25 protein-coding genes are annotated in these 26,299 nt (G+C 57.9%); 6 read left to right on the forward strand and 19 right to left on the reverse strand.

The features are described 5' to 3' along the window. Positions 1-115: 115 nt before the first annotated feature. The 8 genes from FOY56_RS21920 to FOY56_RS21955 form a co-directional block, all read right to left on the reverse strand. A complete protein-coding gene (locus tag FOY56_RS21920) occupies positions 116-757 on the reverse strand; it encodes a DUF1523 family protein (protein WP_146348294.1) in 642 nt (213 codons plus the stop codon). Positions 758-767: 10 nt separating this feature from the next. Then, the gene (locus tag FOY56_RS21925; protein WP_146348343.1) at positions 768-1,034 is read right to left on the reverse strand and encodes a hypothetical protein; all 267 of its coding nucleotides are present in this window, start codon (positions 1,032-1,034) and stop codon (positions 768-770) included. Further along, positions 1,031-2,389 (reverse strand): DUF6638 family protein, encoded by a 1,359-nt coding sequence (locus tag FOY56_RS21930; RefSeq protein ID WP_146348295.1) that lies wholly within the window; start codon positions 2,387-2,389, stop codon positions 1,031-1,033. The genes FOY56_RS21925 and FOY56_RS21930 overlap by 4 nt, the downstream gene beginning before the upstream one ends. Then, the gene (locus FOY56_RS21935) at positions 2,386-3,279 is read right to left on the reverse strand and encodes a hypothetical protein (RefSeq protein ID WP_146348296.1); all 894 of its coding nucleotides are present in this window, start codon (positions 3,277-3,279) and stop codon (positions 2,386-2,388) included. The genes FOY56_RS21930 and FOY56_RS21935 overlap by 4 nt, the downstream gene beginning before the upstream one ends. Next, the gene (locus FOY56_RS21940) at positions 3,272-5,212 is read right to left on the reverse strand and encodes an AAA family ATPase (protein WP_146348297.1); all 1,941 of its coding nucleotides are present in this window, start codon (positions 5,210-5,212) and stop codon (positions 3,272-3,274) included. Before FOY56_RS21940 ends, FOY56_RS21935 begins: the two co-directional genes overlap by 8 nt. Continuing rightward, on the reverse strand, positions 5,209-5,664 hold the full coding sequence (locus tag FOY56_RS21945; RefSeq protein WP_146348298.1) for a hypothetical protein: 456 nt from the start codon (positions 5,662-5,664) through the stop codon (positions 5,209-5,211). The genes FOY56_RS21940 and FOY56_RS21945 overlap by 4 nt, the downstream gene beginning before the upstream one ends. 58 nt (positions 5,665-5,722) lie before the next feature. Then, on the reverse strand, positions 5,723-6,844 hold the full coding sequence (locus FOY56_RS21950; protein WP_146348299.1) for a hypothetical protein: 1,122 nt from the start codon (positions 6,842-6,844) through the stop codon (positions 5,723-5,725). Positions 6,845-7,021: 177 nt separating this feature from the next. Continuing rightward, positions 7,022-8,098, reverse strand: a complete 1,077-nt coding sequence (locus tag FOY56_RS21955) for a hypothetical protein (protein WP_146348300.1) — start codon at positions 8,096-8,098, stop codon at positions 7,022-7,024. 229 nt (positions 8,099-8,327) lie between these two features. Here FOY56_RS21955 and FOY56_RS21960 point away from each other — a divergent pair, with 229 nt between their 5' ends. Together FOY56_RS21960 and FOY56_RS21965 are read left to right on the forward strand one after the other, a co-directional pair. Beyond that, positions 8,328-8,885 (forward strand): hypothetical protein, encoded by a 558-nt coding sequence (locus tag FOY56_RS21960; RefSeq protein WP_146348301.1) that lies wholly within the window; start codon positions 8,328-8,330, stop codon positions 8,883-8,885. A 168-nt stretch (positions 8,886-9,053) separates the two neighbouring features. Continuing rightward, positions 9,054-10,796, forward strand: coding sequence for an adenylate/guanylate cyclase domain-containing protein (locus tag FOY56_RS21965; RefSeq protein ID WP_146348302.1), 1,743 nt, complete (start codon positions 9,054-9,056; stop codon positions 10,794-10,796). 34 nt (positions 10,797-10,830) lie between these two features. Here the strand turns inward: FOY56_RS21965 and FOY56_RS21970 are convergent, their stop codons facing one another. Together FOY56_RS21970 and FOY56_RS21975 are read right to left on the reverse strand one after the other, a co-directional pair. Then, a complete protein-coding gene (locus tag FOY56_RS21970) occupies positions 10,831-12,507 on the reverse strand; it encodes a bifunctional protein tyrosine phosphatase family protein/NAD(P)/FAD-dependent oxidoreductase (RefSeq protein WP_146348303.1) in 1,677 nt (558 codons plus the stop codon). 184 nt (positions 12,508-12,691) lie between these two features. Then, positions 12,692-13,912, reverse strand: a complete 1,221-nt coding sequence (locus FOY56_RS21975; protein WP_146348304.1) for an aminopeptidase P family protein — start codon at positions 13,910-13,912, stop codon at positions 12,692-12,694. Between the two features lie 261 nt (positions 13,913-14,173). Here FOY56_RS21975 and FOY56_RS21980 point away from each other — a divergent pair, with 261 nt between their 5' ends. Both FOY56_RS21980 and FOY56_RS21985 read left to right on the forward strand, forming a co-directional pair. Continuing rightward, a complete protein-coding gene (locus FOY56_RS21980; protein ID WP_146348305.1) occupies positions 14,174-15,649 on the forward strand; it encodes an NAD-dependent succinate-semialdehyde dehydrogenase in 1,476 nt (491 codons plus the stop codon). A gap of 164 nt (positions 15,650-15,813) precedes the next feature. Next, entirely contained in the window at positions 15,814-17,013 is a 1,200-nt protein-coding gene (locus FOY56_RS21985) for a cytochrome P450 (protein ID WP_146348306.1), read from the forward strand. 1 nt (position 17,014) lies between these two features. Here FOY56_RS21985 and FOY56_RS21990 read toward each other — a convergent pair whose 3' ends face one another. The 7 genes from FOY56_RS21990 to FOY56_RS22020 all read right to left on the reverse strand — a co-directional run bounded on the left by FOY56_RS21990 (position 17,015) and on the right by FOY56_RS22020 (position 24,143). Then, a complete protein-coding gene (locus tag FOY56_RS21990; RefSeq protein WP_146348307.1) occupies positions 17,015-17,683 on the reverse strand; it encodes a dimethylsulfonioproprionate lyase family protein in 669 nt (222 codons plus the stop codon). A 190-nt stretch (positions 17,684-17,873) separates the two neighbouring features. Beyond that, on the reverse strand, positions 17,874-18,341 hold the full coding sequence (locus FOY56_RS21995) for an Hsp20 family protein (RefSeq protein WP_146348308.1): 468 nt from the start codon (positions 18,339-18,341) through the stop codon (positions 17,874-17,876). Between the two features lie 124 nt (positions 18,342-18,465). Beyond that, on the reverse strand, positions 18,466-19,284 hold the full coding sequence (locus FOY56_RS22000) for a trypsin-like serine peptidase (RefSeq protein WP_146348309.1): 819 nt from the start codon (positions 19,282-19,284) through the stop codon (positions 18,466-18,468). Next, positions 19,266-20,069, reverse strand: coding sequence for a trypsin-like serine peptidase (locus tag FOY56_RS22005; protein WP_146348344.1), 804 nt, complete (start codon positions 20,067-20,069; stop codon positions 19,266-19,268). The genes FOY56_RS22000 and FOY56_RS22005 overlap by 19 nt, the downstream gene beginning before the upstream one ends. 99 nt (positions 20,070-20,168) lie before the next feature. Beyond that, positions 20,169-21,491, reverse strand: a complete 1,323-nt coding sequence (gene glcF / locus FOY56_RS22010) for a glycolate oxidase subunit GlcF (protein WP_146348310.1) — start codon at positions 21,489-21,491, stop codon at positions 20,169-20,171. A 3-nt stretch (positions 21,492-21,494) separates the two neighbouring features. Beyond that, positions 21,495-22,619 carry an FAD-binding protein gene (locus FOY56_RS22015; protein WP_146348345.1) on the reverse strand — a complete coding sequence of 375 codons (1,125 nt, stop codon included), beginning with the start codon at positions 22,617-22,619 and terminating at the stop codon, positions 21,495-21,497. Between the two features lie 75 nt (positions 22,620-22,694). Further along, positions 22,695-24,143, reverse strand: coding sequence for an FAD-linked oxidase C-terminal domain-containing protein (locus FOY56_RS22020; protein ID WP_146348311.1), 1,449 nt, complete (start codon positions 24,141-24,143; stop codon positions 22,695-22,697). Between the two features lie 79 nt (positions 24,144-24,222). On the opposite strand from FOY56_RS22020, the gene FOY56_RS22025 reads away from it, so the two are divergent. Both FOY56_RS22025 and FOY56_RS22030 read left to right on the forward strand, forming a co-directional pair. Beyond that, on the forward strand, positions 24,223-24,933 hold the full coding sequence (locus FOY56_RS22025) for a DUF599 domain-containing protein (RefSeq protein ID WP_146348312.1): 711 nt from the start codon (positions 24,223-24,225) through the stop codon (positions 24,931-24,933). 35 nt (positions 24,934-24,968) lie between these two features. Beyond that, complete coding sequence (locus tag FOY56_RS22030) at positions 24,969-25,316, forward strand: hypothetical protein (protein ID WP_146348313.1); 348 nt, start codon at positions 24,969-24,971, stop codon at positions 25,314-25,316. Between the two features lie 101 nt (positions 25,317-25,417). Here FOY56_RS22030 and rlmH read toward each other — a convergent pair whose 3' ends face one another. Then, a complete protein-coding gene (gene rlmH / locus FOY56_RS22035) occupies positions 25,418-25,888 on the reverse strand; it encodes a 23S rRNA (pseudouridine(1915)-N(3))-methyltransferase RlmH (protein WP_146348314.1) in 471 nt (156 codons plus the stop codon). A gap of 42 nt (positions 25,889-25,930) precedes the next feature. Continuing rightward, a complete protein-coding gene (gene rsfS / locus FOY56_RS22040; protein ID WP_146348315.1) occupies positions 25,931-26,290 on the reverse strand; it encodes a ribosome silencing factor in 360 nt (119 codons plus the stop codon). Positions 26,291-26,299 lie beyond the last annotated feature (9 nt).

Consider the following 26,299-nt stretch of genomic DNA (forward strand, 5'->3'; position numbering starts at 1 on the left):
GCATCACACCCGCAATGAAACTGAAAGCAGCCGCCTGAATTCTACGGCTGGACCCCATTAAAAATGGGGGGATTACCCGCCCAGACCTTGGCCTGGGCACCATGAAGTTACGGGCTTAGGATCGCCAGCTGTCCAACCACCGGCGAAACCGGCCACGTCTTTCAGAAATGGCATCGCCAGCCGCATCAAAGCTGTCGCCGACATCTTCCAGAACCGGATCGATCCGCTTTTCGCGAAACCGACGCCAACGCACCCAGATCGCATAAATAAGCGCCGCCAGAATCGTCAGAACGATGATATTGAACCAGTTGATCACGCGATGATCCGGCCCGTCGACCGACTTGATCCGCACGGCGTTGGGATAGATCGTCAGGTACGGAATGCGCCAGCCATAATGCGTCACGACCACCCAGTTCGGATCGCTTTCGGTCGACCGCAACTTGGACGCCTCGGTCTGCAGGTTGTCAGTGTCAAACTTGAAATAGGGCGGCCATCCCCACCCGGTATCCTCGTTGCGGTAGACAAACGGCTTGCCATTCGGGCGCACCGTGCGAATGAACTGGACATCGCGGTTGACCGTCCCCGGCGTTTCTCCGGTGTCAGGATGCGCCCAGAAGATCGAGTTTTCGCCAAAATCCACTCGCCGGACTTCAGTGTCCGTCACCCAAGCCACGTCATGTTGTGGCAAAGTGTAATGCAGGACGGTTCCGAACATCAGCCAGAAGATCAGGATAATTGCCCATTTGAGGTAAACCATGATGTGGCCTTTACGTGTAATTGATGAAGTAGACGATACTGGCGATCACCACAAAGGGCACGACATATACGCCAAGGATCAGCTTGCGCTTCAAGGACCGGTCATACTTATCCAACCCCCGTTTGACAAACGCCTCGCGATCCCCCGTCAGCCGCTTCTTGTCCCAATGCGCCTCAAGTTTGGTTTTGCGAACCCATCGCGAATACAGCGAAATCCCGACATAGACGACCGTCAGTACGACAAGCAGCGGGATCAGCAGACGAAACAAAGCCATTATGTGGACCTCCGGATAGCGCCCCATGGACCGACCCGCTGGATCAGATCCTTTTGAGGGCGCGGCGACTCTTGCGGCTCAGTCCCGGACATATCCGGCTCGTGCCCGAACAAAGCCGCCCGCGCCCCGGCCTTGTCCACCTGATACTCCCGCCGCAAGAATTCGGCAACATAGGCTTTCTTGACGTCAGGCCAGCGCGCATAGGTGCGATAGAACAGTTCTTTATGGCAAATGAACATCTGCCGGAAATCCAGCGGCGTGAGTTCGGCCAGCAGCATGTTGACCAGATCGCGGTCCGGTGTATCCGCCGCGCGCAACGCATAGAAATACGCCGGGTGCTCGGACCCGATGCGCGGCCACGTCCCACCGGATTGAGCCCAGTTCAGCAGCCGCCGCAGACCGTGGTATTCCTCTGGCAAAACCTCGGCATTGGTGCGGGCCAGCCGGCGCATATCGCTCCGGTCAAGGTTTCTCAGATCCAGCCCGGCGTTGGCGGCAGCATCGATCACGATAAAGTCCATCTTTTGCTGCAGGATCGCCGAGACATCGACGCCGCGCGCCTTGACGATGGGTTCGACCAGATCGTTGTACTCAAGGAATTTCGCGATCCGGTTGCTCTCTTTCAGACCGAATACATATTTGATCGGCAAGTCACCTTCGGGCTTGTCCCGCGAAGCGATAACCGCCGGGTGTTCGACATCCTGAAACAAGTACAACCCGCCAAAATGCGAGGTCCAGAAGTTGCCTTGCTCATAATCAACGGTTTTCAGACGCACCGGATTGCGGGTCAGGTCGCCAGATTTGCCAACCAGATCGATCATCTCGGCGATCAGCACATCATCGAACCAGGCGTCTTCCTGTTCCTTGAACTGATCAACCAGCGTGGCAAGGTGATCGGCATGTTTCAGCGTGCCGCTAGTCGTATCCGCCTCGATCGTGATCTGGCGGATATCGAACAGCCGGATCGGATCCCTGACCGAGAATACCGAATTCACCAGCTCGCCCGCCACCGCATCCGTGGCGGTCAGGGCAAACAGCTGGCTTTCGTTGTCCTGGATAAAGTCGCGCAGAATATCCCGGCTGGTCGAGAATTTTGCGTTCAGCAACGGCGCGCGTTTTTGTTCGGTCGTCAGCAGGATAAACTGCCGGTTCACCCCGCCGTGGTTCAGGTACAGATGATCGTCCAGTTCATCCCCAACCTCGGGCGAATACCCCGAGATATCGATGTGGAAATCACTGAGCGCAGTCTGCTTGCCCGCCAAATGCTCCAGCGCCCTGTTATAGCGGTCGATCAACACGGGGCTTTCCACGTGGATCAGGTTGCCGAACATCAGGCCGTTTTCGATGAGGCGTTTCATGGTTGGATCACCTCCGGCTCCCCCCAAATGTGCATCTTGATTAGCTTTTTTAGATTTGTCGAAAAGCCATGTAGGCCGATCTTTTCTAGTCGCTCTTTTTGATCTTCCGACAGCTTTCCTTCAAGCTCCAGAACATTGTTGACTAAAGCCTCGAGCAACAACGGCAAGTTGGATGGTGGACGCTTGTCTGGAGTAATCTCAACTTCGGCAGATTGAAGGTACTCTGTTTGTCGCTTCACCTCCAAAAACTGTTTCCAGAAATACTCATCTGTAGGCAGTTCACCCAATTTAGAATCCCTTGAAAACAGAGGGTATGGATGCAATTGCGGCACAATAGAATTTGGCTCTTCAACGTACCACCAACCCAAGTTCTCGCATTCAGTCTCGATGAAGTTTCGCAATAATCCCAAACGTTGTTCGAGAACGAGTTTTTCTCTTTCCTCTTGTCTTTGTCGTTGTTCATCTCGAAAAACATCCGCTTGTGCTTCCAGGGCCGTCGCCATTCGTGACGATTCTTTCCTTGACAGTTGCAGCTCCTTTCTTTGAGCTGCAAGCTCTTTGCCCTGCAACATTACTGTCACAATCAACCAAAGGAAGGCCAAGGATCCAGCAACACCAGCCAGTGTGTCACCTACTTCATTGGGGCTAGCACTCCAAAAGTAGGAAAATCCCGAACTTTCACAGCTCGACCCTGAAGGGCATCCTTTTGAGAAAGCAAAAACGAATAACACTACAAAAAAAGAAAATGTCGCAAACAAAGCAAGTTGAATTGCTCTATCGATCTGCGCCCAAATCAGCCGCGCAGCTCTAAACCTTTTCTTGAGAGGCAGCCCCCTAAACCTTTCCGGAAGAAATGGAATGAAAAGTGTACAGGCGATGTACTTACCCATCATCTCCCTCCACATACCGCCGCTTCGCCTCTTCCTGACGACCGAACTCGCGGACCATCGTTTCAATCGCCACCTCATCGGACTTGTCGGCATAGCGGAATTCGCTGTCGGCGTAGCGGTTGATTTCCTGCACAACCATCTCGGTTGTGATCGGCACGCGCAGTTCTTCGATCATCGCCTTTTTGGTGTCATAGTCACGGAACAAGAACAGCTCGGGGTCTTCCATCCACTCATCGGGCAGTTCGAAATCCATCGCCCGCACTTTGACCGCGTCGGTGATGTTCTTGATCGCCCGGCCCGTGAACCGTTCGTCCGCCTGCTGGATCGCCTTGAGATAGGTGCCCATCTTGGCAATCGTGTTCAGCGTGCCGACCTGATCATGCACCCGCTCGAACACTTTTATCAGCCCCTCTTCATGCGGGCGCGAATGGCTGTCAAAGCTGGCAGCGACCGCCTTTTTGATCTCTTGGGCGGAAAACAGATCATGATCGCCCAACGGGATGTCATGGTTCTTACCCATCAACAGGGCAAGGATATCGACATAGTCATCCCGCGTTTGCGGCCCGTCGACCAGAAACCGCGCACCCGCCCGCTGGCGCAACGCATCATCGACGTTCTCGGGATAGTTCGAAAACATCCCGAACGTGCAATTCCCACGCACCACGGTATTGGCCCCGGCAAAGCTCTCCATCAGCACGGCGGTGATCTCCAGCTGCCCGGCTGACGACTGCCGGTCACCCCGCTTGCCCGCCAGCTGGTCGATGTCGTCGATGGTACCAAACCCGATCACGCCGGGGTCGAGGATCGTGTTGATAAACGCCTTAGCATTCTGGCCGGATTTGCCCTGATAGCTGTCGATATTATCGGTGCTGAGGTTCTGATAGCGGAACGGATAGCCCGCGTTTTGGCAATAATCATTGATCAGCCCCGCCATCATCTGAATCAACGTGGTCTTGCCGGTGCCCGGCTTGCCATCGCCCATGAAGGTAAAGATGAACCCGCCCAGTTCGGCAAACGGGTTCAGACGGCGGTCGAAATCATAGGCCATCAGCATCTTGGACAGCTTCATCGCCTGGTACTTGGCGATATGGTTGCCAACCACCTCGTTCGGTTTCTTGAACGTCATGGTCAGCGTGGTGGACTTCGCCTTGGTCGCGGGGGTGAAGCCGCGAATGGTCAGATCATCTGCCTCAATCCGCCATGAGGCCCCGTTGAACGGGCCAAGCTGCGAGGCGGATTGCGCCCGCATGGAGGCCTTGTCCATCAGTTGTTCAGCATAGGCGCTGGTGGCCGCGATCAGGCGAGCATCGTCGCCGGCGTGCTGGGCGATCTTCTGGTCCAGTTCCCACAGCGCGCCATGTAGTGCAAGCAGACCATTGTCGGTCAGAACCTCTTCGGCTTCCCCCACCTCGACCGTGGTTTCGCTCATGTGCGAGGACAGCAGGTAAGCCAGCGCATTGCCAAAGACATGCAGGGTTATCAAAGCTTCGGCGGCCAGCAGTTCGGAAAACTCGGTCTTACGCGCCGATGGAAGATCACCCGCCAAATTGGCGCGTTTAAGGTCGGCAAGCGCCGTCTGTTCGCCAAAGGTGTCGCTGACGGCCAGCGCAATTGAAAGAGCGCGGCGCAGAACATTCATCGTGACAGCCTGGGCCGGGGAAACGAGTGGGTCATCGCCATCCGCAGCTTCGATCCGGGCGATCAGCTGGACCCCCTCTGGCCGCACTGTCTGCCGTGTCACAAGACCTGGCGTGGTCGAGCGGAACCGGCGGCGAGTACCTATGCCGGAAGACCGTTCTTCGGTCTTCTCGGGCGCCGCGGCCTTGCCAATGCGGGGCGCATGGTCGAACCCGGCCAGCATTGCTTCGGCCGCAGTATAATGCTTGACGATATCCGCTTCGCGGAGTTCCATTTGATCGGCAGATTGCGTCATTGGATCAACCTTTGCTGGGTGTTTGCGGATATTTTGGTTCCAGAAATCGGGAAAGCTTCGTGCCAGTCTTGCGAACGGTGCGGCTGCTGGAGAACGATCACATCGCCCTTTTGATCGAAGCATACTCGGACCAAAGCCGACCCGAATTGCGCCACTGTGTAAAGCGATGGATCAAAATCTTCCCGACATTCCCCCCCTGCGAGCCGAGGCCCCCGCGCCTCCGGGTGCAACTGACGAAAGCCCTTACTTTGTAGCCAGATTTCAGCGTCATATCTTTCCATCGGCGCGATTTTGCCGGCGACGGAACCAGCATTTGGGTCCACACCGAAGGTGCAGCCTGAACCATGCAGCAGGGTGGATAAGGTCAAGACATAACTCCCAAATTCGAATACAGACTTCATCTCTTTCCAAATACTCCCGCCGGAGGCATCCGTCATGACCCAACGCGCCATCAGATTATCACAGATAATCTACGCCAGACGCTGGGCGGCGGCGCAGGCGGGCGGGTGCTCAGTACCTGAGCACCCGCCCGCCTGCGCCCACCACGAATTTCCGAACGTCCGCGAAGCCTGATGGGTTCTTTTCGGCCAGCACCTGAAACTGGCTTTGCGGCAAAATGATCGATCGTTGGGTCCGGGTCGCACCGGTTTCCCCGCCTCTGCCTCCGAATGGATCAAGTGCGAAAATCTCCCGCTCCACTGTTCCGAACCACCCGGAACGTTCATCCACCGTGCGTTCGCTTTCCAATTCTTCGGTCGACCAGACCAATGCCCAATCCTGCCCCTGCGGCGCCCGGGCTTCGGCCAGCACATCCCGCAACGGACCGGATTGTTCGGTGTATTCGTGTGAATACATCGGGCCGACATGAATCCGGCGCAGGCGTTTGGGATGCAGGTCGTCAAAATCCTCGTCAAACCCTTTGGCAATGGTCACGAGTTTCAGCGCGCCCAACGATTGCGCCATCAGATGCGCCTGGGCCTCGGGCCAGCGGCGTTCGTCTTTGGGCAAGGCCACGCGACCGGTATCCTCAACCTCCATCATGTAGATGACCGGCAGGTTGATCTGGCTGTCATAGACCGCCCAATGCACCATGAACCGCCGCCTGTTTTCGCCCAGATTACCCAACCAGTTGCAGACAGGGTCGTTCTGCGCCCAAAACAGATCCCCCTTGGCCAGTTCCTCGTAGTAGAGCCGCTGGGACAGGGCGAATTGCAGACGGGTCGGGGTTGACCGTTCGCCAATGATCTCGCGGACCATATCGTCTTTGTATTGCTCCACGCTCGGCATATTGGCCAGATGCGTCTGCGCTTGCTGGGCGTCATTGGCCATGGTCAAAAGCTCGGCCGCCACCGGGAAACCGCTGTCGCGTTTATCCATCGCAAGGCTGCCAAAGAACCGTCCGGTGTCGCGCCCGACCAGCAGGTACTTCATGCTGAGTGCCCGGAACGAATAAGTCAGCGCCATCAGGTAACCGGTGATCACGCGCACCTCGTCCTTGGTGATCGCGCCTTCGCCCTGCATGGTCGCGGCTACCCGGGTCAGATGCCCGGTAATCGTCTCGAACTTGCGAAAATACCGGCGCGAGGCATAGGTATCGATCAGGCCGACGTGATCTTCTGTTGGATCAGTCATGCCGGACACGTTGTTTGCGCTTGAAAATCCACAGAGGGACGATCCCAGCGCTTGCCGCGACGGTCGCCGTCAGCAGTGGGTGGTTTGCTCCCATCGCCAAACCGGCCAAGTATCCGGCTACCGTGCCGACCAACAACCCTAAGAAAAGACCACCAACATCTTTAAGCATGATCGACGTCACCCGCCGTACAAGTTCTTGTCATGCTTCTCGACAATCTCGCTGAACCGACGGGCAAAGCGTTCATCCGCCTTGGCTTTCTTCTCTAGCACGTCGCGGGCAAAAACCATGTGGTCTTCGTGGGCTTCCAGCATGTCGGCCATTTTCTGGTTGGTCGCGGTGCCGATGGCGGCCATCGCCGTCTGCGCCTCTTGATCAGTCTTGACCCCGATCTCGTTGATGCGGTGCGCCACATCCTGCTGCTGTGCCGTTTTCAACGATTTCGACAGCGCATCGTACAAAACAACCCGCTGTTGCGTGTCTGTCTGCAGTTTGTTGATCAGCACCATTTGCGTCGCGGCCTGGTTTTGCAGCGAGTCGACCCAGGATTTGCCTTTTTCGATATAGCGCTCCAGCGTCTGCGATTTGGCCAGCTTGACCTGCTCGTCCTGGACCATGGCGTTATAGGCCTTGTTCAGATCGGCCAGTTCGGTTTCCAGCTTGGTGCGCTCGGCAGCGTCCTGTTCGACCGAGATCTTGTTCTCCAGTTCAATAATCTTGGGGTCCATCCCAAGGATATCAGCCCGCACACCCTCCAGTTCACCGACCGTGAATTCGCGCTCATCCAGCGTCGACGTCAGGTTGGTTTCAACCTTTGTGCGCTGTTCTTCCAACACCGACAACTGACCTTGCAAAAGCTGAACAATCACGTCCGACTTCGCGATCAAATCCTGAAGCTTGTCGTCGATATTTGCGGTGCGCATACGCTCTTGGCGCAGCGATTCCGATTTGCCGCGTGAGAAAATGCCAACAAAGCTTTCCCAGCCGGTTTTGGTCCGCATTTCGTCGAAGTCTTTGGAAAACGCGCTGGTGACATCGTCCAGTCCCATGATCAGTTCGGCGATGTTGGAATTCATCACCTCGGTATGGGCATGCACGTCGTCCAGAGTGGCGTTTTCGATGTCGATGCTGGCGTCTTCCCCGGCTTCGATCTTGGCCCGCGCGGATTCAATCCGCGATGTCAGCGCCTGAATCTCGGACTGTGATTTGGCCACCTGGTCCTGACTTTCACGCACCAACGCATCAAAATTCGCCATCAAATTCATCCCTTCGCTCAATCATACCAGTTATATAGGTGATGTTAACGCCATTTACATCACCGATCCCGCAATTTTCAGCGACAGTCTTACAAAAGACACGAGCCTTGGGAAGCACGCGTTTGCCAGACGCTGCGAATTGCCGCCGGTTTCCAAGCCGCTTGCGTCGCACCGGGCCAACAGTACAATCTTACCACATTAAGGGTTACGTATTGAAAAGGAGAATTCCATGTTCCGTTTTGCCCTGACCGCTGCAGTGCTGTCGCTGACGGCGGTCTCTGTTCAGGCCGACGATGTCACCGATGCCCTGTCCAGCGCAATCGAGGCATATCAGGATGGCGACATCAAATATGCGCTGGAAGAACTGGAATACGCCAAACAGCTGCTGAAATCGATGAAAACAGATGAACTGGTGCTGTTTCTGCCCGAAGCGCCCGACGGTTGGACCCGCGAGGTCAACACCGAGATGAACGCAAGCCTGACGATGATGGGCGGCGGAACCGGGGCCGAGGCCGAATATTCCAAATCCGGTGCAGAGTCGTTCAAAATCACCTTCATGGCTGACAATCCCATGGTCGGCGCCATGTCAGGGCTGCTTGGCAATGCAGCTGTGATTGGCGCAAAGATCGAACGCGTGGGGCGGCAGAAATTCATGGTTCAGGACGGCGAACTGACCGGTCTGGTCGACAGCCGCATACTGGTCAAAGCGTCCGGTGGCGACACTGAAACGATGCTTGAAACGCTGAAAATGATCGACTTCAAAGCACTCGCCGATTTCGGCCGCTAGGTCACACCGCTTTTCGCCCGGTCGGCGCGTACGTTTTCCCTGCGATTTGTGGGAAAGACGTTTGACAGCGCATTCTTCGATACAGCCCTGAATTCACAGAATTGTTGATGTGTGGGCAACATACCGCATAATTGTTTTTTGGCATTTTTTTGAAAAGTGATTCGATTGATGGACCGCCGTCTCACCACGATCCTGGCGGCAGATCTGGTAGGATACTCCCGCCTTGTCGCTGAGGATGAAGAAGGCATTATCCGCAGGCTTCGTGCTTTGCGCAAAGAACTGATAGCGCCGGAAATTGACGCGGCGTCCGGTCGGATCATCAAGCTTTTGGGTGATGGATTGCTGGCCGAGTTCGACTCGCCCGTGGCAGCCGTGCGATTTGCCTTGACCGTTCAGGATGCGATCGCCAAACGCGAAGCCGGGTTGGAAGCAAACCAGATGATCTTTCGCATCGGGATCAATCTGGGTGATATCGTGGCCGAGCAAGGCGACATTCTGGGCGATGCCGTAAACGTCGCCGCGAGGATCGAACCATTGGCCACACCGGGGGGCATCTGCATTACGCGGGCGGTCTGTGACCAGTTGCGCGGTAAGGTCGATGCCCGCCTGACCCTTGTCGGCCCACAAAAGCTTAAGAACCTACCTGATCCGGTTGAGGTTTGGCGCGTCGAACGGGACACTCCGATTGTCATAGTCAACGACGTCGAAACCCAGCACCCCAAAAATCCATCAATCGTGGTCCTGCCCTTTCAGAACATGTCATCTGACCCTGATCAGAGCTTCTTTTGCGATGGGCTGGTCGAAGATATCATCACTGCGCTCAGTCGGTTTCCCGCATTGTTCGTGATCGCCAGGAACACGGCGTTTACGTATCAGGGCAAATCTGTTGACGTACGCAGTATCGGGCGTGAATTGGGCGTTCGATACGTCCTTGAAGGGTCGGTCCGACGGGCGGGCGATCGCGTGCGCGCCACAGCCCAATTGATCGATGCTGTGCATGACCGCCACGTTTGGGCCGAAAAATACGATCGGGATCTGACTGATATCTTTGCAATACAAGACGAAATAACCCAAGCCATCGTTATGGCGGTCGCGCCCGAAGTGACGGCTGCCGAAATGGAAAGGGTCAGCCTCGAACCGACGGATGATCTAAAGGCCTGGGAGGCCTTCGCACGGGCGTCCTGGCACATGCGACGCTTTACAGAAGCCGACAATCTGACCTGCCAGAACATCTTGCGCGGAGCACTTACAGCGACCCCGGAATACGTGCCTGCTTTGGGCCACTTGGCGATGTCATACATGTTCGACGCGCTCTATTCTTGGAACCGCCCTGCAGGAGAGTCGACCCGAAAGGTCATCCAGTACGCCAAACAGGCAATCCGCCTGGATCCAAACGATCCTGATGCACTGACCTTATATGCCCTGATCCTTGGATTTCAGCGCCGTCACGCCGAAGCTGTGCGCCATGTTCGGGCGGCGCTTGAGATCAATCCGAATTCTTCTTTTTCGCACGGCATCCTTGGAATGACGCTGACCTGGATGCATCAATTCGATCAGGCCGAACAGCACCTGTCACTGGCGGCGCGGCTTAGTCCCCGCGACATTCTTCTGCCAATCTATTTGGCCCACCGGGGCGGCATCGACTGGCTGGAACGGAGATACGACGCCTCTATCGACAAGTATGAACAAGCGCTGCGCGCGGGCCCTGGCCACCCCACGCCCTTGCGCGGACTGGCCGTTGTTCTGGCCGAGATGGGCGACCTTGACCGGGCCAGCACCATCAACGGCAGAATCAGGAAAAACCTGCCCAACGCGACAGTGTCGTCATCGGCGCGCACGATGAGCTTTGCCTATCCCGAAGACGAAGAACGATACCGCGCTGGTCTGCGTCTGGCTGGCATGCCCGAATGACCCGGCCGCCGTCACATGGCAGCCCTGTGCCAGCTTACCCGGACGCGCTGATCTTTTCGGGTTTGGCCATCCACTCCTTACCGCGCAACATCGCCTGCCAATAAACCGGCGGCAGCATCTTTTCCTTCAGCAACCACGCAGCCCGCGACGGCTTGGTTCCGTCGATCAGCCACTTCGGGAAAGACGGCTTCATCGCCCCGCCATAGCCGAACTCTGCCAGAACGATCTTGCCGCGCTCAACAGTCAGCGGGCACGAGCCATAGCCATCATACTGTGCGTGCGGTGACAGGCCGTCGATATCGGCCGCGACATTCTCGGCCACAACCGGTGCCTGAATTCTGGCAGCTGCTGCTGTTTTGGCATTCGGCGCGTTCATCACGTCCCCCAAGCTCCAGACATTGTCGAAGGCTATATGGCGCAAAGTTGCCTGATCGACATCGACCCATCCGGCTGCATCCGCCAAGGGCGATACTTTCACGAAATCTGGGGCAGTTTGCGGCGGGCAGACATGCATCATGTCAAATTCCATTTCGACACGGCACGGGTCGGTATCCGGTGCCTTGACCTCGAACACCGCTTTTTTGGCAGGGCCGTCGACTGAAATCAGATTGTGGAAGAAATTCAGCGAGGCATCGTATTTCTGGATGTATTCCATCAAAGCCGGGACATAATCCTTGACCCCGAACAGCACGCCGCCTGCATTGTTGAACTGAATATCGATGTCTTTCAGAACGCCACGGCGATGCCACGCATCCCCCGACAGATACATAGCTTTTTGCGGTGCGCCAGCGCATTTGATCGGCATCGGCGGCTGGGTAAAGATGGCCCGGCCCTTGGACAACCCCTGAACCAATTCCCACGTATACGGAGCCAGATCATAGCGATAATTCGACGTCACCCCGTTACGGCCCAGCGTGTCTTCCAGACCTTCGACAGCGGCCCAGTCGAGTTTCAGACCCGGACACACAATCAACCGGTCGTATTTCACCACCCGACATCCGTCCAGCACCACGGCGTTGTCTTTCGGCTCGAACGCCGCGACGGCGGATTTGATCCAGTGCACGCCTTTGGGGATCAAGCTGCCCATGGTTTTGGCCGTCGATTGCGGGTCGAAGATGCCTCCGCCAACCATGGTCCAGCCGGGCTGATAGTAATGGATATCGGCCGGATCAATCAGCGCGATGTCCAGATCGGGTTTGCGCGCTGTCAGGCTGGCTGCAACCGCAATGCCCCCGGCCCCGGCGCCCACGATCACAACATCAAACTTTGCATCGCCGGTATCGGTTGGTGTCTTGCCTCCATTTGCGATCCGACGCGCGACGCCGCTCATGTCATACCCGGCCGCCTTGGTCGCCGCGAGGATCTCGGGCAGCGACCGGACATTGGCCTGACTTAACGACCACAGCGTGGCCGAGCGTGTGCCGGTGCGGCAATACGCCAGCACCGGACCGGGGAGTTCGGTCATCGCCACGCCGAATCCATCGGCAGTTTCATCTGTCACAATTCCGGGCGTAACAGGCAGAAACCGGAACTCCAGACCTTCTGCCGCCGCTGCGTCCTGTATTTCCTCGTGCCCGGGCTGGTCTGCCGCTTCGGCATCGGGGCGATTGCAAATGATCGACCGGAATCCCGCCGCCTTGATCGCTGACAAATCTGCCGCTGTGATCTGGGGGCTGACCGAAAGGCCGTCGGTAATTTTCTTGATGTCCATCGCGCGTCTCCTCACTACGAAAGGACCTGTCCGGTGGCCCCGTGGTTTCGAAGACTCGACATATTCATAAATTACAATTTGTGCAACAATGACCAGCCCGACTGCTCCGGAATGTCGCAATCCGCGCAGGCGTCGTCAATTTCAGGGGGCAGCTTTGCCCCCTGATCCAGAGATACCGTCTGGCCTATCCAACCACGTTGAAGTCAGGCCCATAGGGATAGCCGGTGATGTTTTCGTTGCCGTCTTCGGTGATCAGCAGGATGTCGTGTTCGCGATAACCACCGGCGCCGGGTTCGCCATCGGCGATGGTCAGCATCGGCTCCATCGAGATCACCATGCCGGGCCGCAGGATCGTGTCGATGTCTTCGCGCAGTTCCAGCCCGGCCTCGCGTCCATAGTAATGAGACAGCACGCCGAAGGAATGGCCATAGCCAAAGGTGCGATACTTCAGCAGATCGCGTTCCTGAAGGAACGCGTTGACGCCGTGAGTCACCTCGGCACAGTTTACGCCGGGCTTCAGCAGGCTCATACCAAGCTCATGGGCGGCGACATTAGCGTTCCAGATCTCAAGCGAGGCATCGTCGACCTCTTCCACAAACAGCGTGCGTTCCAACGCCGTGTAATACCCCGAAATCATCGGGAAGGTGTTCATCGACAGGATATCGCCACGTTCCAGCACGCGCCCCGTTACCGGATTGTGCGCCCCATCGGTGTTGAGGCCCGACTGAAACCAGACCCAGGTATCTCGGTATTCTGCATCCGGGAACCGTTTGGCGATCTCGATCTCCATCGCATCACGACCGGCCATGGCCACGTCAACCTCGCGCACGCCAGCCTTGATGGCATCCCGGATCGCGTATCCGCCAACGTCGGCCACCTGCGCACCATGCCGGATCAGCGCTATTTCGGCAGGGGATTTCATCAGCCGCTGACGCATCGTGGCGGGGGCGATATCGACCATGGTCAGCGGCGACAGGAAATCTTCCAGTTTGTCGCGCAGGCTCAGCGTCAGGTGATCGCCTTCGTACCCGACAATCCGCCCCTCGCCCGTGACCGATTTGATCGCGCGCCAGAAATTGTCGCGCTGCCAGTCAGTATAGGTGATGTTGTCACAAAAACTGCGCCGCCAGGGCTGGCCAGCGTCGATGCCCGCGCTGATCGTAACGGCCTCGGTTTCGGTGACGACCATCGCATAGGGCCGTCCGAACGCGCAGTACAGAAACCCCGAGTAATAGGCGACATTGTGCATCGAGGTCAGAACCACAGCGTTCGCGCCCGAGTCCTCCATAGACTGGCGCAACCCGTTCAGGCGGGCCTGATACTCGGTATCGGCAAACGGCAATCGCGCCTTCTGGCCATTGTGGTAACGATAAAATTCCGGACGTGCCGTAGGTGTGGCGGTCATGTGACCCTCCTTTTCAGAAAGGTCCTGGCGTTCAGGACGGGAACAGGCACATGTGTCATCACATGCGGCGACGCCATCGCCGGATGCCCGGCGCGACCATGCCGGGTTTCGATTGACCCGGCAAGCCATCGTGGCCAGAAACGCACTGCGTGTTTGCGTTTTGCCGGGAAGTTGCACTAGTAATTTGATCAAATGCCTGCGGACTCGACTCCATTGGGCGCAAATGTTACTTCACATGTTAAAGACAAGGGGAGACTGTCCATGCTCGATTCAATGACTGACCTGAAATCGCTTCTGAAAGACCCCAGCCTGCTGGCCACTCAAGCTTACATCGGTGGCCAATGGGTTGATGGCGATGGCGGTACCTTTGCCGTCACCAACCCGGCCCGTGGCGATGTGATTGCCGATGTGGCTGACCTGAGCCGTGCACAAGTCGCAGGCGCCATTGCCCAGGCCGAAGCCGCGCAGAAAGACTGGGCCTCGTGGACCGGCAAAGAACGCGCTGCAGTCTTGCGCAAATGGTTCGATCTGATGATCGAAAACGCTGACGATCTGGCCACGATCCTGACTGCTGAACAGGGGAAACCCCATGCCGAAGCCAAGGGCGAGATCGTCTATGGCGCGTCTTTCGTTGAATTTTTCGGGGAAGAGGCCAAGCGGGTCTACGGCGAAACCATTCCCGGCCACCAACGCGACAAACGTATCACTGTGATCAAGCAGCCGATTGGCGTCGCCGCGTCGATCACCCCGTGGAACTTCCCCAACGCGATGATCACCCGCAAGGCAGCCCCAGCGCTGGCGGTCGGCTGCTCCTTCGTCGCGCGCCCGGCCGCTGAAACGCCGCTTTCAGCGCTGGTTCTGGGCGTTCTGGCCGAGCGCGCCGGTATTCCGGCGGGCGTGCTGAACATCGTGCCGTCGTCGCGATCATCTGATATCGGCAAGGAATTCTGCGAAAACCCAGCCGTGCGCAAACTGACCTTCACCGGATCGACCGAAGTTGGCCGCATCCTGCTGAAGCAGGCCGCTGACCAGATCATGAAGTGTTCCATGGAACTGGGTGGCAACGCCCCGTTCATCGTGTTCGATGATGCCGATCTGGATGCTGCCGTCGAAGGCGCGATGATGTGCAAGTTCCGCAACAACGGCCAGACCTGCGTCTGCGCCAACCGGATCTACGTGCAGGCCGGTGTCTATGACGCTTTCGCCGAGAAACTGAAAGCTGCCGTTGAAAAGCTGACCATAGGCGATGGTCTGGATGACGGCATCACCACGGGACCCCTGATCAATCAGGATGCCGTGGACAAAGTGCTTGAACACTTGGGCGATGTCACCGCCAAAGGTGGCGCGGTTCTGACAGGTGGTCAGCGCCACGCGCTTGGTGGAACGTTCTTTGAACCGACTGTCGTGACGGGCGTCACACAGGATATGGCCGTCGCGCAGGAAGAGACCTTTGGCCCGTTGGCCCCGTTGTTCAAGTTCGACGACGTGGACGAAGTCATCGCCATGGCCAATGATACGATCTTTGGCCTTGCGGCGTATTTCTATGCCAAGGATCTGTCGCGAGTCTATAAAGTGGCAGAAGCGTTGGAATATGGCATCGTCGGCGTCAACACCGGGATCATCTCGACAGAGTTGGGCCCGTTTGGTGGCGTCAAACAATCCGGTCTTGGCCGCGAAGGCAGCCATCACGGGATAGAGGATTATCTTGAAATGAAATACATCTGCATGAGCGTCTGACGGCACGTCATGAAAACTGAGTAATGAACGCGGCGGTGGACCTTGTTCGCCGCCGCATTTCGTTCGGAACCGGGTTGCGCGCCTGCCGCTGAAGTGACGCAAAGTCAGGTGCAAATCGTCAACATTTAGGTGCTAGCCTTGCCTCGCAAGCCGGGAGGAGCCGCATGGGCCTGACTTATCGAGACATTCCACCGTTCCCCGACTATATCGAAGGTGAAACGGATCACGAATACATGGCCAAGTCGCGCGCGGTTGGCCCATTGGTCAAAGACCGTCTTGGCATCGTCAGCGCCTTTTCCCTCGCCGACATGCTTGAGTTCAATGATGACCGCTGGACCCGCCAGATCGAACTGGAAGGTATGTTCGCCAGCGGGGTCAGTGGCGGGCCAATGTTCGATTTCGTCAGCAATGTTCTGCTGTTTGCCAACGGTGCGACGCACAAGAACCGCCGAACTCCGCTGACCCGCACCTTTGCCCATCCAGTTGTCGCAGCCCTGCGCCCCGAAATCCGCCGCCGCGCCGATGCACTGATCAAACCGCTTGTCGGGACCGGGCAGATCGAATTTGTCGATGCCATCGCAAGCCCCCTGCCCGCCAAGATCATTGCCTCGATCGTTGGTGCCCCGGAAGATGACGCTGAACGGTTTGGTGCATATGTCTATTCGGCCATTCGCGGCTTGTCCCTGGTGTCTGAACAGGTCCGCGCCGAATCTGATCGCGACATGGCCGCCCTTACGGATTATGTCGGAGGCTTGCTGGAAGATCGCCGCCAGACCCCGCAAGAAGATTTCATGACCTCCTATCTGGAAAAGGTCGCGGACGGTCCGCTGGACGACACCGAAATCCGCGCACAGATGGTCGGGCTTGTCCTCGCCGGATCGGACACAACGCGCGGGGCGCTCACCGCAACTGTGTCGCAACTGATGCAGCACCCCGATCAATGGGCGTTGCTGGTGAGTGATCCCGACACCCACGCACCCGGTGCCGTGTCAGAAGGGCTGCGCTTTGATCCGGTGATCGGATCGCTGGCCCGGATTACAACTGAACCGCGCGACGTTCACGGATACCGCTTGCCCGCCAGCACGTTTGTGTCCGGATCCATGCTGACAGCCCTGCGTGATCCCGAGGTTTACGCCAACCCCGACCAGTTCGACATCACCCGGCAGGATCACCCGCGCTGGCACCCGGTATTCGGCGGCGGCCCACACCGGTGTCTGGGCGAGGCTTTGGCAAGGATCGAGCTGGAAGAAGCGCTGAAGGCGTTGGCGACACTCGCGCCAGACATGCAGCTGATCGGACCGCCCACACGTCTACGCGGTTACGGCGCTGTCCGGACCCTTACCCCGATGACCGTCTCGATCTAGATCATTTGCTCGTCGATCGGGGCCGCGTGAACACCATCTTCTGATTGGAAAGCTTGTCGCGGTCTCCGACCCACGCATAGCACAGCAAGGCCGGGTTACGGTCGGCCACCGTAATCCTGTGCAAATGGCTTGGCGGGTTAAAGATCAGCGACCCGGGCGCATAAACGCCCTGATCATTCTCGGACACGGCCCCCGACAAACAGATATAGCTTTCGGCAATGCCATCATGCGCATGAGCAGGATAGGTACACCCCGGCGCGAACAGAACCAGACCAAGGATGATCTCATCTGTCACAACCGGCCCCGTTGGCCCCGCCAGTTCGGCATAGGCATAATTGCGTTCCAACCCACGCGGAACCTTTTCATAGCCATACTGCCAGACCAAATGCTCTCGAACCGTTTCAAGCGCGCGGATGAAAGGCGCGTGGCGTTCCAGCCGTCCGTTGTCCAGCCCGCGCTGCAGATGCGCCGTGACCGGCTTGGACACACCTTCGGTTTCGCGCACTTCGGCATTGGATTTGATGACACGACTGATCCGCTCGCGCACAGTTTTCTGATGACTGCGGATCGCGGCGCTGCCGCCCGCCGACAGGAACCGATAGAATTCGTAATAATCGCGCAGCAAATAGCCCCACGCGGGTCGGTCCTGAAGGCGTACAGGTTGTGTCATAGTCCGTCACTCACACTCAAATCTGCAGCCTGTTTCCTTCGACACTTTTGCAAACGCAAGTCAAAACAAAACAACTGGCGTTATCTGGAAACGAAAAACCCCGCACCTGACAAGGTGCGGGGCAATGCCTGAGCAAGTCCGAGGGAGGTTACGAAACTCAGGTCGTGATCGTTTAGGGATCAAGCTGGTTTCAGTTGACCTGCTTGGCCGTTTCCACCTGGCTTTCAATCGCCTTCGAGCCACTGATCTGAATCCGGCGCGGTTTCAACGCTTCGGGGATTTCGCGCTGCAGATCGATATGCAGCATGCCGTCTTCGTGGCTGGCACCCGATACGCGGACATGATCGGCCAGCGTGAAGCGGCGCTCGAACGCGCGGGTTGCAATACCACGGTGCAGATAGGACCGTTCGGCATCATCGCCAGCTTTGCGGCCAGACACCACAAGCGCGTTTTCCTTCACTTCAACCGACAGGTCGGCTTCGGAAAAACCGGCCACGGCGATCGAGATCCGATACGCGTCGGCGGCAGTCTTTTCGATGTTATACGGGGGGTAGCTGGACTGGCTGACATCATTGGTCAGGGCGCGGTCCATAAGGTCGGCGATTTGGTCGAAACCAACAGTTGCACGGTGCAGCGGTGCAAAATCAAAAGTACGCATAGGTCGTTATCCTCATCTTCAGAGCGATTTACCAAAGACCCTCCGAAACGGACGGGCCATTCTGTTGTCAGAACCCAGATTTGGCGTCCCGACTGCTCTGAAATGGGTAGACCCCGTTTGCGTTTCAACCCCCGTTGGGGCGGACAAATTTTGCTCCGGACGACGGTCGACCCTGACCAACCCTGAGCCGTTTGACCGCGCGGTCCGGTGCGGCTGTCGGGTTTCGGCGCAGCATCGCTCTCAATTCCGCAACTCGCTCGGGCAAGGCCATGCCCACGGCGACCTTCTGCCCGTTGACGCTGGCCATTCCGGAAATCACAGACAATATGCGCCCCCGCGACCCGCTGCGTGCAAACACCGGGGACCCGGACGATCCATATGTGACATCGCAGTCAAAAATCATCAGGTTGCTCATGCTGTCCAGCAGGCTGCATTGCCTTTGACGGGACACCGCCTCCGACCGCCCCCGTCCATAGGACGCCACGCTGACCGTTTTATCGTCAACCGGACCAGAGTGCAGGACAAAAGGATCAGCATCGACGGTCGAAATCGGCTGATCCAACCGGACCAGAGCCACATCATGTCGGGCATTCTCAGCGTTGAACCCCTGACCGGGGCTATAGCCTGGGTGCGCCACGATCTGGAGCGCAACACGTTCAGCAATCGTTGCGCCATCCCGCAGACCTGCGCGGAACCTCACGGAACCCGTCTCGATCGCGGCTCCGGTTTGCCGATCATACACGCAATGTGCAGCGGTCAGCACCAGGTCTGTTTCGATCAGAGTACCCGTACAATATCCGGCACGCCCAAGATCAAGCCGACCCACGGCCTCCCATCCCAACTGAGCGGCCCGGGATCCTTGCCGTTGTAATGCAGTGCCATCGGCACCGGCCTGACCAGCGAACACCAGTCCAAGAAGCAATATTAGCAGTTTGTTCCGCATGACTTGATAAACTTCGCCCCAGTATCGTTGCGCTCGTTGCCCACCATGACCCGCGACACGCCCGGAGGCGGAGCCTGGAGAAACCCATGGCCCGACGCCATTTCGAGGTGAAGAAGCTTCAGTTGATCCTCAAGTGCGGCGCCCAGCGCGACACGTTCGCCCCGGACTTCGGCCTTGGCGGACACCACCGACACGATCCGCGGCTCGTCCCCGTCGAAGGAGAAGATCGGCGCTCCGGACGATCCGAAGTCCACATCGCACGACATCACCAGAACACCTTCCTGCCGGGCCATAACCGAACAGACCTCTTGCAAAGACGGTGCTTCGGCACGGTCCTTGGCATAAGAAACGACACCAACCTGTGCGCCCTTTTGCGGGCGGGCTGCGATTTGGAACGGCACAACGGTTGTGTTGCGGATGGGGCGTTGCAATTCAAGCAGGGCAACATCGTTGCTGACCCGCTCAGACGTGACCTCGCCACCAAATTCATAATCCGGGTGCACCAAGGCACGACGGACAAAGCGATAGGCCGACGCGCGGCCATTACGCCATCCCGCCAGAAACTCGATGCTTTCAGGATCGATACGGGCCTTGGTCTTTTTATCGAACAGGCAATGCGCTGCGGTCAGCACAAGATCCGGAGCAATCAGGGCACCTGTGCAGAACCCCATGCCGTTAATATCAAGACGACCGACAGCTTCCCAATCACGTCCGGCATCCGTGGTGTCCAGCCTTTCCAGACGCGAATCGCTGGCGACTGCACAAACTGGCAGCAGATACAGCATTACTCCAAGAACCCAACCGCGCACGCGCCTCTCCTTCGTGATCGTCGTTCCCAAAGAGGTATCGATCCGAATGGGCGAAATTGCGGCAAATACCGGGCATCATCTTAGTAGTGGAATGGCCGGTGCCTTATTTCCCTTCGCGGTCAGCGCCGGCGGCTGCGGCCCCCCGGTTGCCCAATCCAACAGTTCGACGGTGTGCATGATCGGCACTTGAGTCGCGCTGCCGATCTGCATCATGCACCCAATGTTGCCTGCCGCGATGATGTCAGGTGATTTGGCTTCAAGCGTGCGCACCTTGCGGTCTTTCAGCTGTCCCGAGATCTCGGGTTGCATCAGATTGTATGTCCCGGCCGATCCACAGCACAAATGGCTGTCAGCCGGTTCCACGACCTTAAACCCGGCCCGTTTCAGCAAATCCTTCGGATAGGTCTTGATCTTCTGGCCGTGCTGCAGCGAACAAGCCGCGTGATAGGCGACCGTCAGCCCCTTGGCTTCACCTTCCGGCAAGTCCAGCTTCATCAACAGTTCGCTGATATCCATCGCGATCTTCGACACCCGCCCCGCGTCTTCGGCAAGCGGGTCATTGCGAAACATGAACCCATAATCCTTTACGGTGGTGCCACACCCACTCGTGTTGATCACAATCGCATCAAGCCCATCACCGTCCATCTCGCGCGTCCAGGCCTGGATATTTCTGGCCGCCGTGTCGTGGCTTTCCTGTTCGCGCCCCATATGGTGTGTCAGTGCTCCGCAGCATCCGGCCCCTTCGGCCACCACCACTTCGCACCCCAGCCGCCGCAGCAGCCGGATTGTGGCATCGTTGATGTCGGTATTCAGCGCTTTCTGAGCGCAGCCAGTCATCAGCGCCACCCGCATCTTTTTCGCAGCCGCGGGGGCAAAGCTTTGCGGTTTGTCATTCGGGCTGACCGGAGGGATCCGTTTCGGCGCCATCTCAAGCATGGCCCGCAGGCGCGGATCGGGCATCAGACGCGCAAAGGGCCGCCCAACTTTAGCGCCAAGCAGTGCCAGCCTGAATCGACCCGGATAGGGCAAAACCCGCGACAACACCCAACGCAGGGCCCGGTCGCTGAACGGCCGTTTGTAGTTTTTTTCAATATAGGCCCGCGCGTGATCTACCAGATGCATATAATGCACCCCGGACGGACACGTGGTCATACAGGCCAGGCAGCTCAGGCATCGATCGATATGCTTGACCGTCTTCTCATCAGGAACCCGCTCGTTCTCCAGCATATCCTTGATCAGATAGATACGGCCCCGCGGGCTGTCCAATTCATCGCCCAGAACCTGATAGGTCGGGCAGGTCGCAGTACAAAACCCGCAATGCACACAGGACCGCAGGATTTGATTGGCCCGCTGAATGCCCGGGTCCTGCATCTGGCTTTCACTGAAATTCGTCTGCATTTCTCAGGCCTCTACCACTTGGTCCATCAGTCCGGGATTGAAGACCCCCCGTGGATCAAACCGGTCCCGCAAGCCTCGGCTTAGCGCCGCCAATGCTGGTTGTTCGGGGTGAAACATCCCCAGACGTGCACGGGTTTCGGCGCTTGCCCGGACCAGCGTCGCGTGCCCCGAAAAACTGCCGACCCGGGCGCGCAGGTCCGTCCCCGCGGGCACCCGGGCCCAGATCAGACCACCACCCCAGTCAAACAACAAATCATCTGCCTCCAAGCGCGCGGCAATTCCGGGCGCGTCGGTGGGCTTCACAGACATCCGCCAGACGTCGCCCGCCTGTCCATGAAACGGCGCGACATCCCGGATGTTCACCCAGATGCGTTCCGATTTTTCACCATACTCCACTGTGTCCGGAGCCCCGATCTGCCCCAACACATCGCGCAATTTCCCAACGCGATATGCGACTTGTTCGGCAAACCCTTCAATCCGAACCAAAGCCTCGCCCGCGACCGGATCATAGGCCGCCCCCGATACTTCGAAAGGTGAGCCCAATCCAGCCGACAAGACCTGAACACCTGTTGCCGCATCCGGCACACCTATGCGCAGGGTTGCTTCGGTTTCCACCTGCGGCAGGACTTTCAGGGAAACTTCGCTCAGAACACCCAAAGTGCCCCAGCTTCCGGCCATCAGCTTTACAAGATCATACCCGGTAACATTCTTCATCACCCGCCCGCCATTTCGAATAACCGTGCCTTGCCCATCGACGAATCGCACGCCCAGCAGAAAATCCCGGCAAGCACCCGACTGCACCCGGCGCGGTCCGCTGACGTTTGCGGCCACGACACCGCCAATGGTCGGCGCTCCATCGCTCCCAAGCAGAGCCCTGTGGTCCATGGGTTCAAAAGCCAGGCGTTGATTTTCAGCAGCCAGACCCGCGACGATATCCTCAAGCGGCGTCCCGGCCTGCGCGACCAACGTCAGCGCTCCGGGCTCATACAGGGTCACACCGGACAATCCGGTCGTGCTTAACACGTCGCCCGGCCCATTGACCCCACGCGTGCCCCCGCCCTGAACCTGCACTGGCGTCTTAAGCTCGCTCACACATCCCGCAAGCTCGGCCTCGCTCGTCGGTTTCATCATTTTCTTCTCTTTCCAAATACTCTGGGGGTTCGGGGGCAAAGCCCCCGTAACTTGCCCCCCAGTTCAGGCCCGCTACTCGGCCGCCATCTGCGCCGCACGCCGGTTTCGTGTCACCGATAGAGGAAACACCTTGGCCGGGTTTAGCAGCCAACTCGGATCGAACACGTCCTTCACCGCCAACTGCGCCTCCAGGTCTGCTGCCGAATACTGGTGCAGCATCAGATCGCGCTTCTCGATTCCGACCCCATGTTCCCCGGTCAGACAGCCGCCAACCTCGACACAAAGCTTCAGAATTTCGGCCCCGAAGGCTTCACAGGTTTCAAGATCACCCGGCTTGTTCGCATCAAACAGGATAAGCGGATGCATATTGCCATCCCCGGCATGAAACACATTCGCAACGTCCAGCCCAAACTCTTTCGACATCTCGGCAATTCGACGCAGGACAAACGGCAAAGCCGTCACCGGGATCGTTCCATCCAGACACATATAGTCGTTGATTTGCCCCATGGCACCAAACGCCGACTTCCGTCCCAGCCAGATCCGACCAGCCTCATCTGCATCTTTTGCTTCGCGCAGTTCCACCGGATCATGACTAAGCGCAATCCCCTTGATGACCGCCAACTGCGCATCAATCTCAGCCGGGCTGCCCTCAACCTCGACGATCAGCAGCGCCTCACAATCGGGATACCCGGCCCCGGCAAACGCTTCGCAAGCCCGGATACAGGGCCGGTCCATGAACTCAATCGCAACCGGCAGAACGCCTGCCTTGATGATATCGCTGACACAGGCCCCGGCCACTTCGTTCGAATCATACCCGATCAACACGGGCCGCGCGCCCTCGGGCTTGCGCAAAATGCGCAACGTCGCCTCGGTCACCACCCCCAGCTGCCCCTCGGACCCACAAATCAGCCCCAACAGATCCAATCCGCTGGCATCCAGATGCGCCCCGCCAATCTCAACCACGGTGCCATCCATAATCACCATGGTAACGCCCAGCAGATTGTTGGTCGTCACCCCGTATTTCAGGCAATGCGCCCCACCCGAATTCATCGCGATGTTCCCGGCGATGGCGCAAGCCAGTTGCGACGACGGGTCGGGGGCATAAAAAAAGTCGTGCTCTTCGACGGCCCCGCTGACGCTCAAATTCGTGCGTCCGGTCTGTACGCGAATGATCCGGTTGGCATAATCAGTCTCAAGCACATCATTCATCCGCGCCACACCAAGAATAACACAATCCGCTGTCGGCAAGGCTCCACCAGCCAGAGACGTTCCGGACCCGCGCGGGACCACCGGCACGCCTTCTTCGTGACAAATGCGCAGAACGTCCGATACCTCTTGCGTTGAAGAGGGCAAGACCGCCACAAGCGGTGGGCAACGATAGGCCGTCAGTGCGTCGCACTCATACGCGCGTGTTTCGACTTCGTCGTGAATCACGGACTCGACAGGCAAGACCTGCAGCAGCCGCTCAACCAAGCGGGCCTTACGGCTCAGAATCGCCGGGTTCGGTGTTGGCATCTCCATAGCGCGCCTCCTTTGGTAAACTAATATTACCAATAACCCCCTCTGGCAAGAGCAATGGATTGCCCCTAGTGTCGCAGATATGACCTGGATCGATCGTTTGGCCCTTTTTTCCTATTTCGACGCTGCGGCTTTGATCTTCCTGCTTGGCGCATGGATCTGGATCAGCTGGCGTATTGAGACCCCGCACCCCGACAAACCGTCCGTCTCGCTGTTGATGAACAAGTATCGCAGCGACTGGATGGTCCAGATGGTCACGCGCCAGCCCCGCATGTTTGACGCTCAGGTGGTCAACCTCATGCGGCAGGGCACCGCGTTCTTTGCGTCCGCCACGATGCTGGCCATCGGCGGCGGTCTGGCCTTGGTTGGCAACCCGGCACCGCTTCAGGGCATTGCAAGTGACCTGACACTGTCCATCGCCCCCGAAATCGTGTGGGAGATCAAACTCATCCTGATCATCACGTTTCTCGCCAGCGCCTTCCTCAAGTTCGTCTGGTCGCATCGTTTGTTCGGCTATTGTGCGATCATGATGGCTGCAGTTCCAAACGAACCCGAAGATCCGATGGCATATCCCCGCGCGGAACAAGCTGCCGAGGTCAGCATCACCGCAGCGCGCAGCTTCAACAAAGCAATGCGCGCCACCTACTTCTCACTGGCCTCGACGGCCTGGCTACTGGGCGCACTACCGCTGATGATCGCGACGGCTGCAACGCTCGCCATGCTATACCGGCGTGAATTCACCTCGCAATCGCGGGAAATCCTGTTGCAATCTCCGCCAGGCACGCAGACGTGACCACCAGACACCATCCAAACGGATAAACTATCTCCATGAAATACCTGCTTCCTCTGCTCGTCCTCGCTGCGCCGGCCTTTGCCGACCCACCCGTCGTCGAAAACGTGTCCGCCCAGAAAACGGGCTCTGGCTGGAGGTTCGATGTCACCCTGTCCCATCCGGATACGGGCTGGGATCACTATGCCGACGGGTGGCGGGTTTTGGACATGCAAGGCAATGAACTCGGCATGCGTGTACTTGCGCACCCCCACGAAACCGAACAACCATTTACTCGTTCATTGTCTGGCGTGGCTCTGCCTGAAGGCACGACACAAGTGCAGATTCAAGCCCGGTGCAACGTCGACGGCTGGAATACAGAAACAACCACATTCTCCCTGCGCTAATCTGCGCTTCTTTCTTGTTAAAAATACCCTCGCCGAAGGCCGCGCCCCTGAAAGGCGCGCCAAACACACTGTGGCGGGCTTGCCCGCCTCAATTCAACCGATCAAACCCGGTGATACGGCCCGCCAGAAAGGATCGTTGCAGCCCGATACAACTGCTCGGCCAGCATCACTCGCACAAGCATATGCGGCCACACCATCTTACCGAATGACAGGCTGAAATCCGCACCGGCCCGCAATGACGGGTCAATCCCGTCCGCGCCCCCGATCACCAACGCCAGATCTCCACGTCCCGAATCGCGCCAGTCCGCCAGCTTTCCGGCAAAGTCTGGCGAAGACAAAACCTTGCCCCGTTCATCCAGTGTACAAATCAAAGCTCCCGCCGGGATGGCCTTGCGCAGCAGCCCGGCTTCTGCCGCCATGCCACCGCCCTTGCGATCATCAACTTCAACGATTTCAGCCGGGCCAAGGCTCAGTGCCCGCCCCGTTCGGTCAAACCGTTTGAGATAGTCGTCGATCAGAGTTTTTTCGGGTCCGGCCCGCAATCGACCGACCGCACAAATCCGCACGCGCATTCGCGTTCAGTCCATTCCTCCGCAAAAAAGAACGCTCGGCCTTCAGGTAGGGGCGTCGGCTCCCTGCGGCATCCACATTTTTTCCAGCTGATAGAATTCGCGCACTTCAGGGCGGAAGATATGGACAATCACGTCGCCCGTATCGATCAGCACCCAATCGCCGGCATCCTTGCCTTCGATCTTGCAAGACATCCCGAACTCATGCTTGAGCTTTTCCACCAGCTTTTCCGACATCGCCGCCACCTGGCGGGTTGATCGGCCTGACGCGACAACCATATAGTCGCCAATCGACGATTTGCCCTGCAAATCAATCTGCACGACATCTTCGGCTTTGTCTTCGTCAAGTGAGGTTAGAATCCGCTCAAGCAGCTCTTCGCTGGTTGGCTGGAACTGGGCGGCCATCACACCGGC

It is taken from the genome of Falsiphaeobacter marinintestinus (assembly GCF_007923355.1).
Lineage (GTDB): Bacteria > Pseudomonadota > Alphaproteobacteria > Rhodobacterales > Rhodobacteraceae > Phaeobacter_A > Phaeobacter_A marinintestinus.

Excerpts from the sequence above, each read along its gene's own strand:
- FOY56_RS21930 (WP_146348295.1), bottom strand. The coding sequence starts at position 2,389 with ATGAAACGCCTCATCGAAAACGGCCTGATGTTCGGCAACCTGATCCAC.
- FOY56_RS22015 (WP_146348345.1), bottom strand. The coding sequence starts at position 22,619 with ATGAAACCGACGAGCGAGGCCGAGCTTGCGGGATGTGTGAGCGAGCTT.
- FOY56_RS21945 (WP_146348298.1), bottom strand. The coding sequence starts at position 5,664 with ATGGCGCGTTGGGTCATGACGGATGCCTCCGGCGGGAGTATTTGGAAA.
- FOY56_RS22005 (WP_146348344.1), bottom strand. The coding sequence starts at position 20,069 with ATGCTGTATCTGCTGCCAGTTTGTGCAGTCGCCAGCGATTCGCGTCTG.
- glcF (WP_146348310.1), bottom strand. The coding sequence starts at position 21,491 with ATGCAGACGAATTTCAGTGAAAGCCAGATGCAGGACCCGGGCATTCAG.
- FOY56_RS21995 (WP_146348308.1), bottom strand. The coding sequence starts at position 18,341 with ATGCGTACTTTTGATTTTGCACCGCTGCACCGTGCAACTGTTGGTTTC.
- FOY56_RS21990 (WP_146348307.1), bottom strand. The coding sequence starts at position 17,683 with ATGACACAACCTGTACGCCTTCAGGACCGACCCGCGTGGGGCTATTTG.
- rlmH (WP_146348314.1), bottom strand. The coding sequence starts at position 25,888 with ATGCGCGTGCGGATTTGTGCGGTCGGTCGATTGCGGGCCGGACCCGAA.
- FOY56_RS21975 (WP_146348304.1), bottom strand. The coding sequence starts at position 13,912 with ATGACCGCCACACCTACGGCACGTCCGGAATTTTATCGTTACCACAAT.
- FOY56_RS22020 (WP_146348311.1), bottom strand. The coding sequence starts at position 24,143 with ATGGAGATGCCAACACCGAACCCGGCGATTCTGAGCCGTAAGGCCCGC.
- FOY56_RS21960 (WP_146348301.1), top strand. The coding sequence starts at position 8,328 with ATGTTCCGTTTTGCCCTGACCGCTGCAGTGCTGTCGCTGACGGCGGTC.
- FOY56_RS21955 (WP_146348300.1), bottom strand. The coding sequence starts at position 8,098 with ATGGCGAATTTTGATGCGTTGGTGCGTGAAAGTCAGGACCAGGTGGCC.
- FOY56_RS21985 (WP_146348306.1), top strand. The coding sequence starts at position 15,814 with ATGGGCCTGACTTATCGAGACATTCCACCGTTCCCCGACTATATCGAA.
- FOY56_RS21920 (WP_146348294.1), bottom strand. The coding sequence starts at position 757 with ATGGTTTACCTCAAATGGGCAATTATCCTGATCTTCTGGCTGATGTTC.
- FOY56_RS21965 (WP_146348302.1), top strand. The coding sequence starts at position 9,054 with ATGGACCGCCGTCTCACCACGATCCTGGCGGCAGATCTGGTAGGATAC.
- FOY56_RS21970 (WP_146348303.1), bottom strand. The coding sequence starts at position 12,507 with ATGGACATCAAGAAAATTACCGACGGCCTTTCGGTCAGCCCCCAGATC.
- FOY56_RS21935 (WP_146348296.1), bottom strand. The coding sequence starts at position 3,279 with ATGGGTAAGTACATCGCCTGTACACTTTTCATTCCATTTCTTCCGGAA.
- rsfS (WP_146348315.1), bottom strand. The coding sequence starts at position 26,290 with ATGGCCGCCCAGTTCCAGCCAACCAGCGAAGAGCTGCTTGAGCGGATT.
- FOY56_RS22025 (WP_146348312.1), top strand. The coding sequence starts at position 24,223 with ATGACCTGGATCGATCGTTTGGCCCTTTTTTCCTATTTCGACGCTGCG.
- FOY56_RS21980 (WP_146348305.1), top strand. The coding sequence starts at position 14,174 with ATGCTCGATTCAATGACTGACCTGAAATCGCTTCTGAAAGACCCCAGC.
- FOY56_RS21950 (WP_146348299.1), bottom strand. The coding sequence starts at position 6,844 with ATGACTGATCCAACAGAAGATCACGTCGGCCTGATCGATACCTATGCC.
- FOY56_RS22000 (WP_146348309.1), bottom strand. The coding sequence starts at position 19,284 with ATGCGGAACAAACTGCTAATATTGCTTCTTGGACTGGTGTTCGCTGGT.
- FOY56_RS22030 (WP_146348313.1), top strand. The coding sequence starts at position 24,969 with ATGAAATACCTGCTTCCTCTGCTCGTCCTCGCTGCGCCGGCCTTTGCC.
- FOY56_RS21940 (WP_146348297.1), bottom strand. The coding sequence starts at position 5,212 with ATGACGCAATCTGCCGATCAAATGGAACTCCGCGAAGCGGATATCGTC.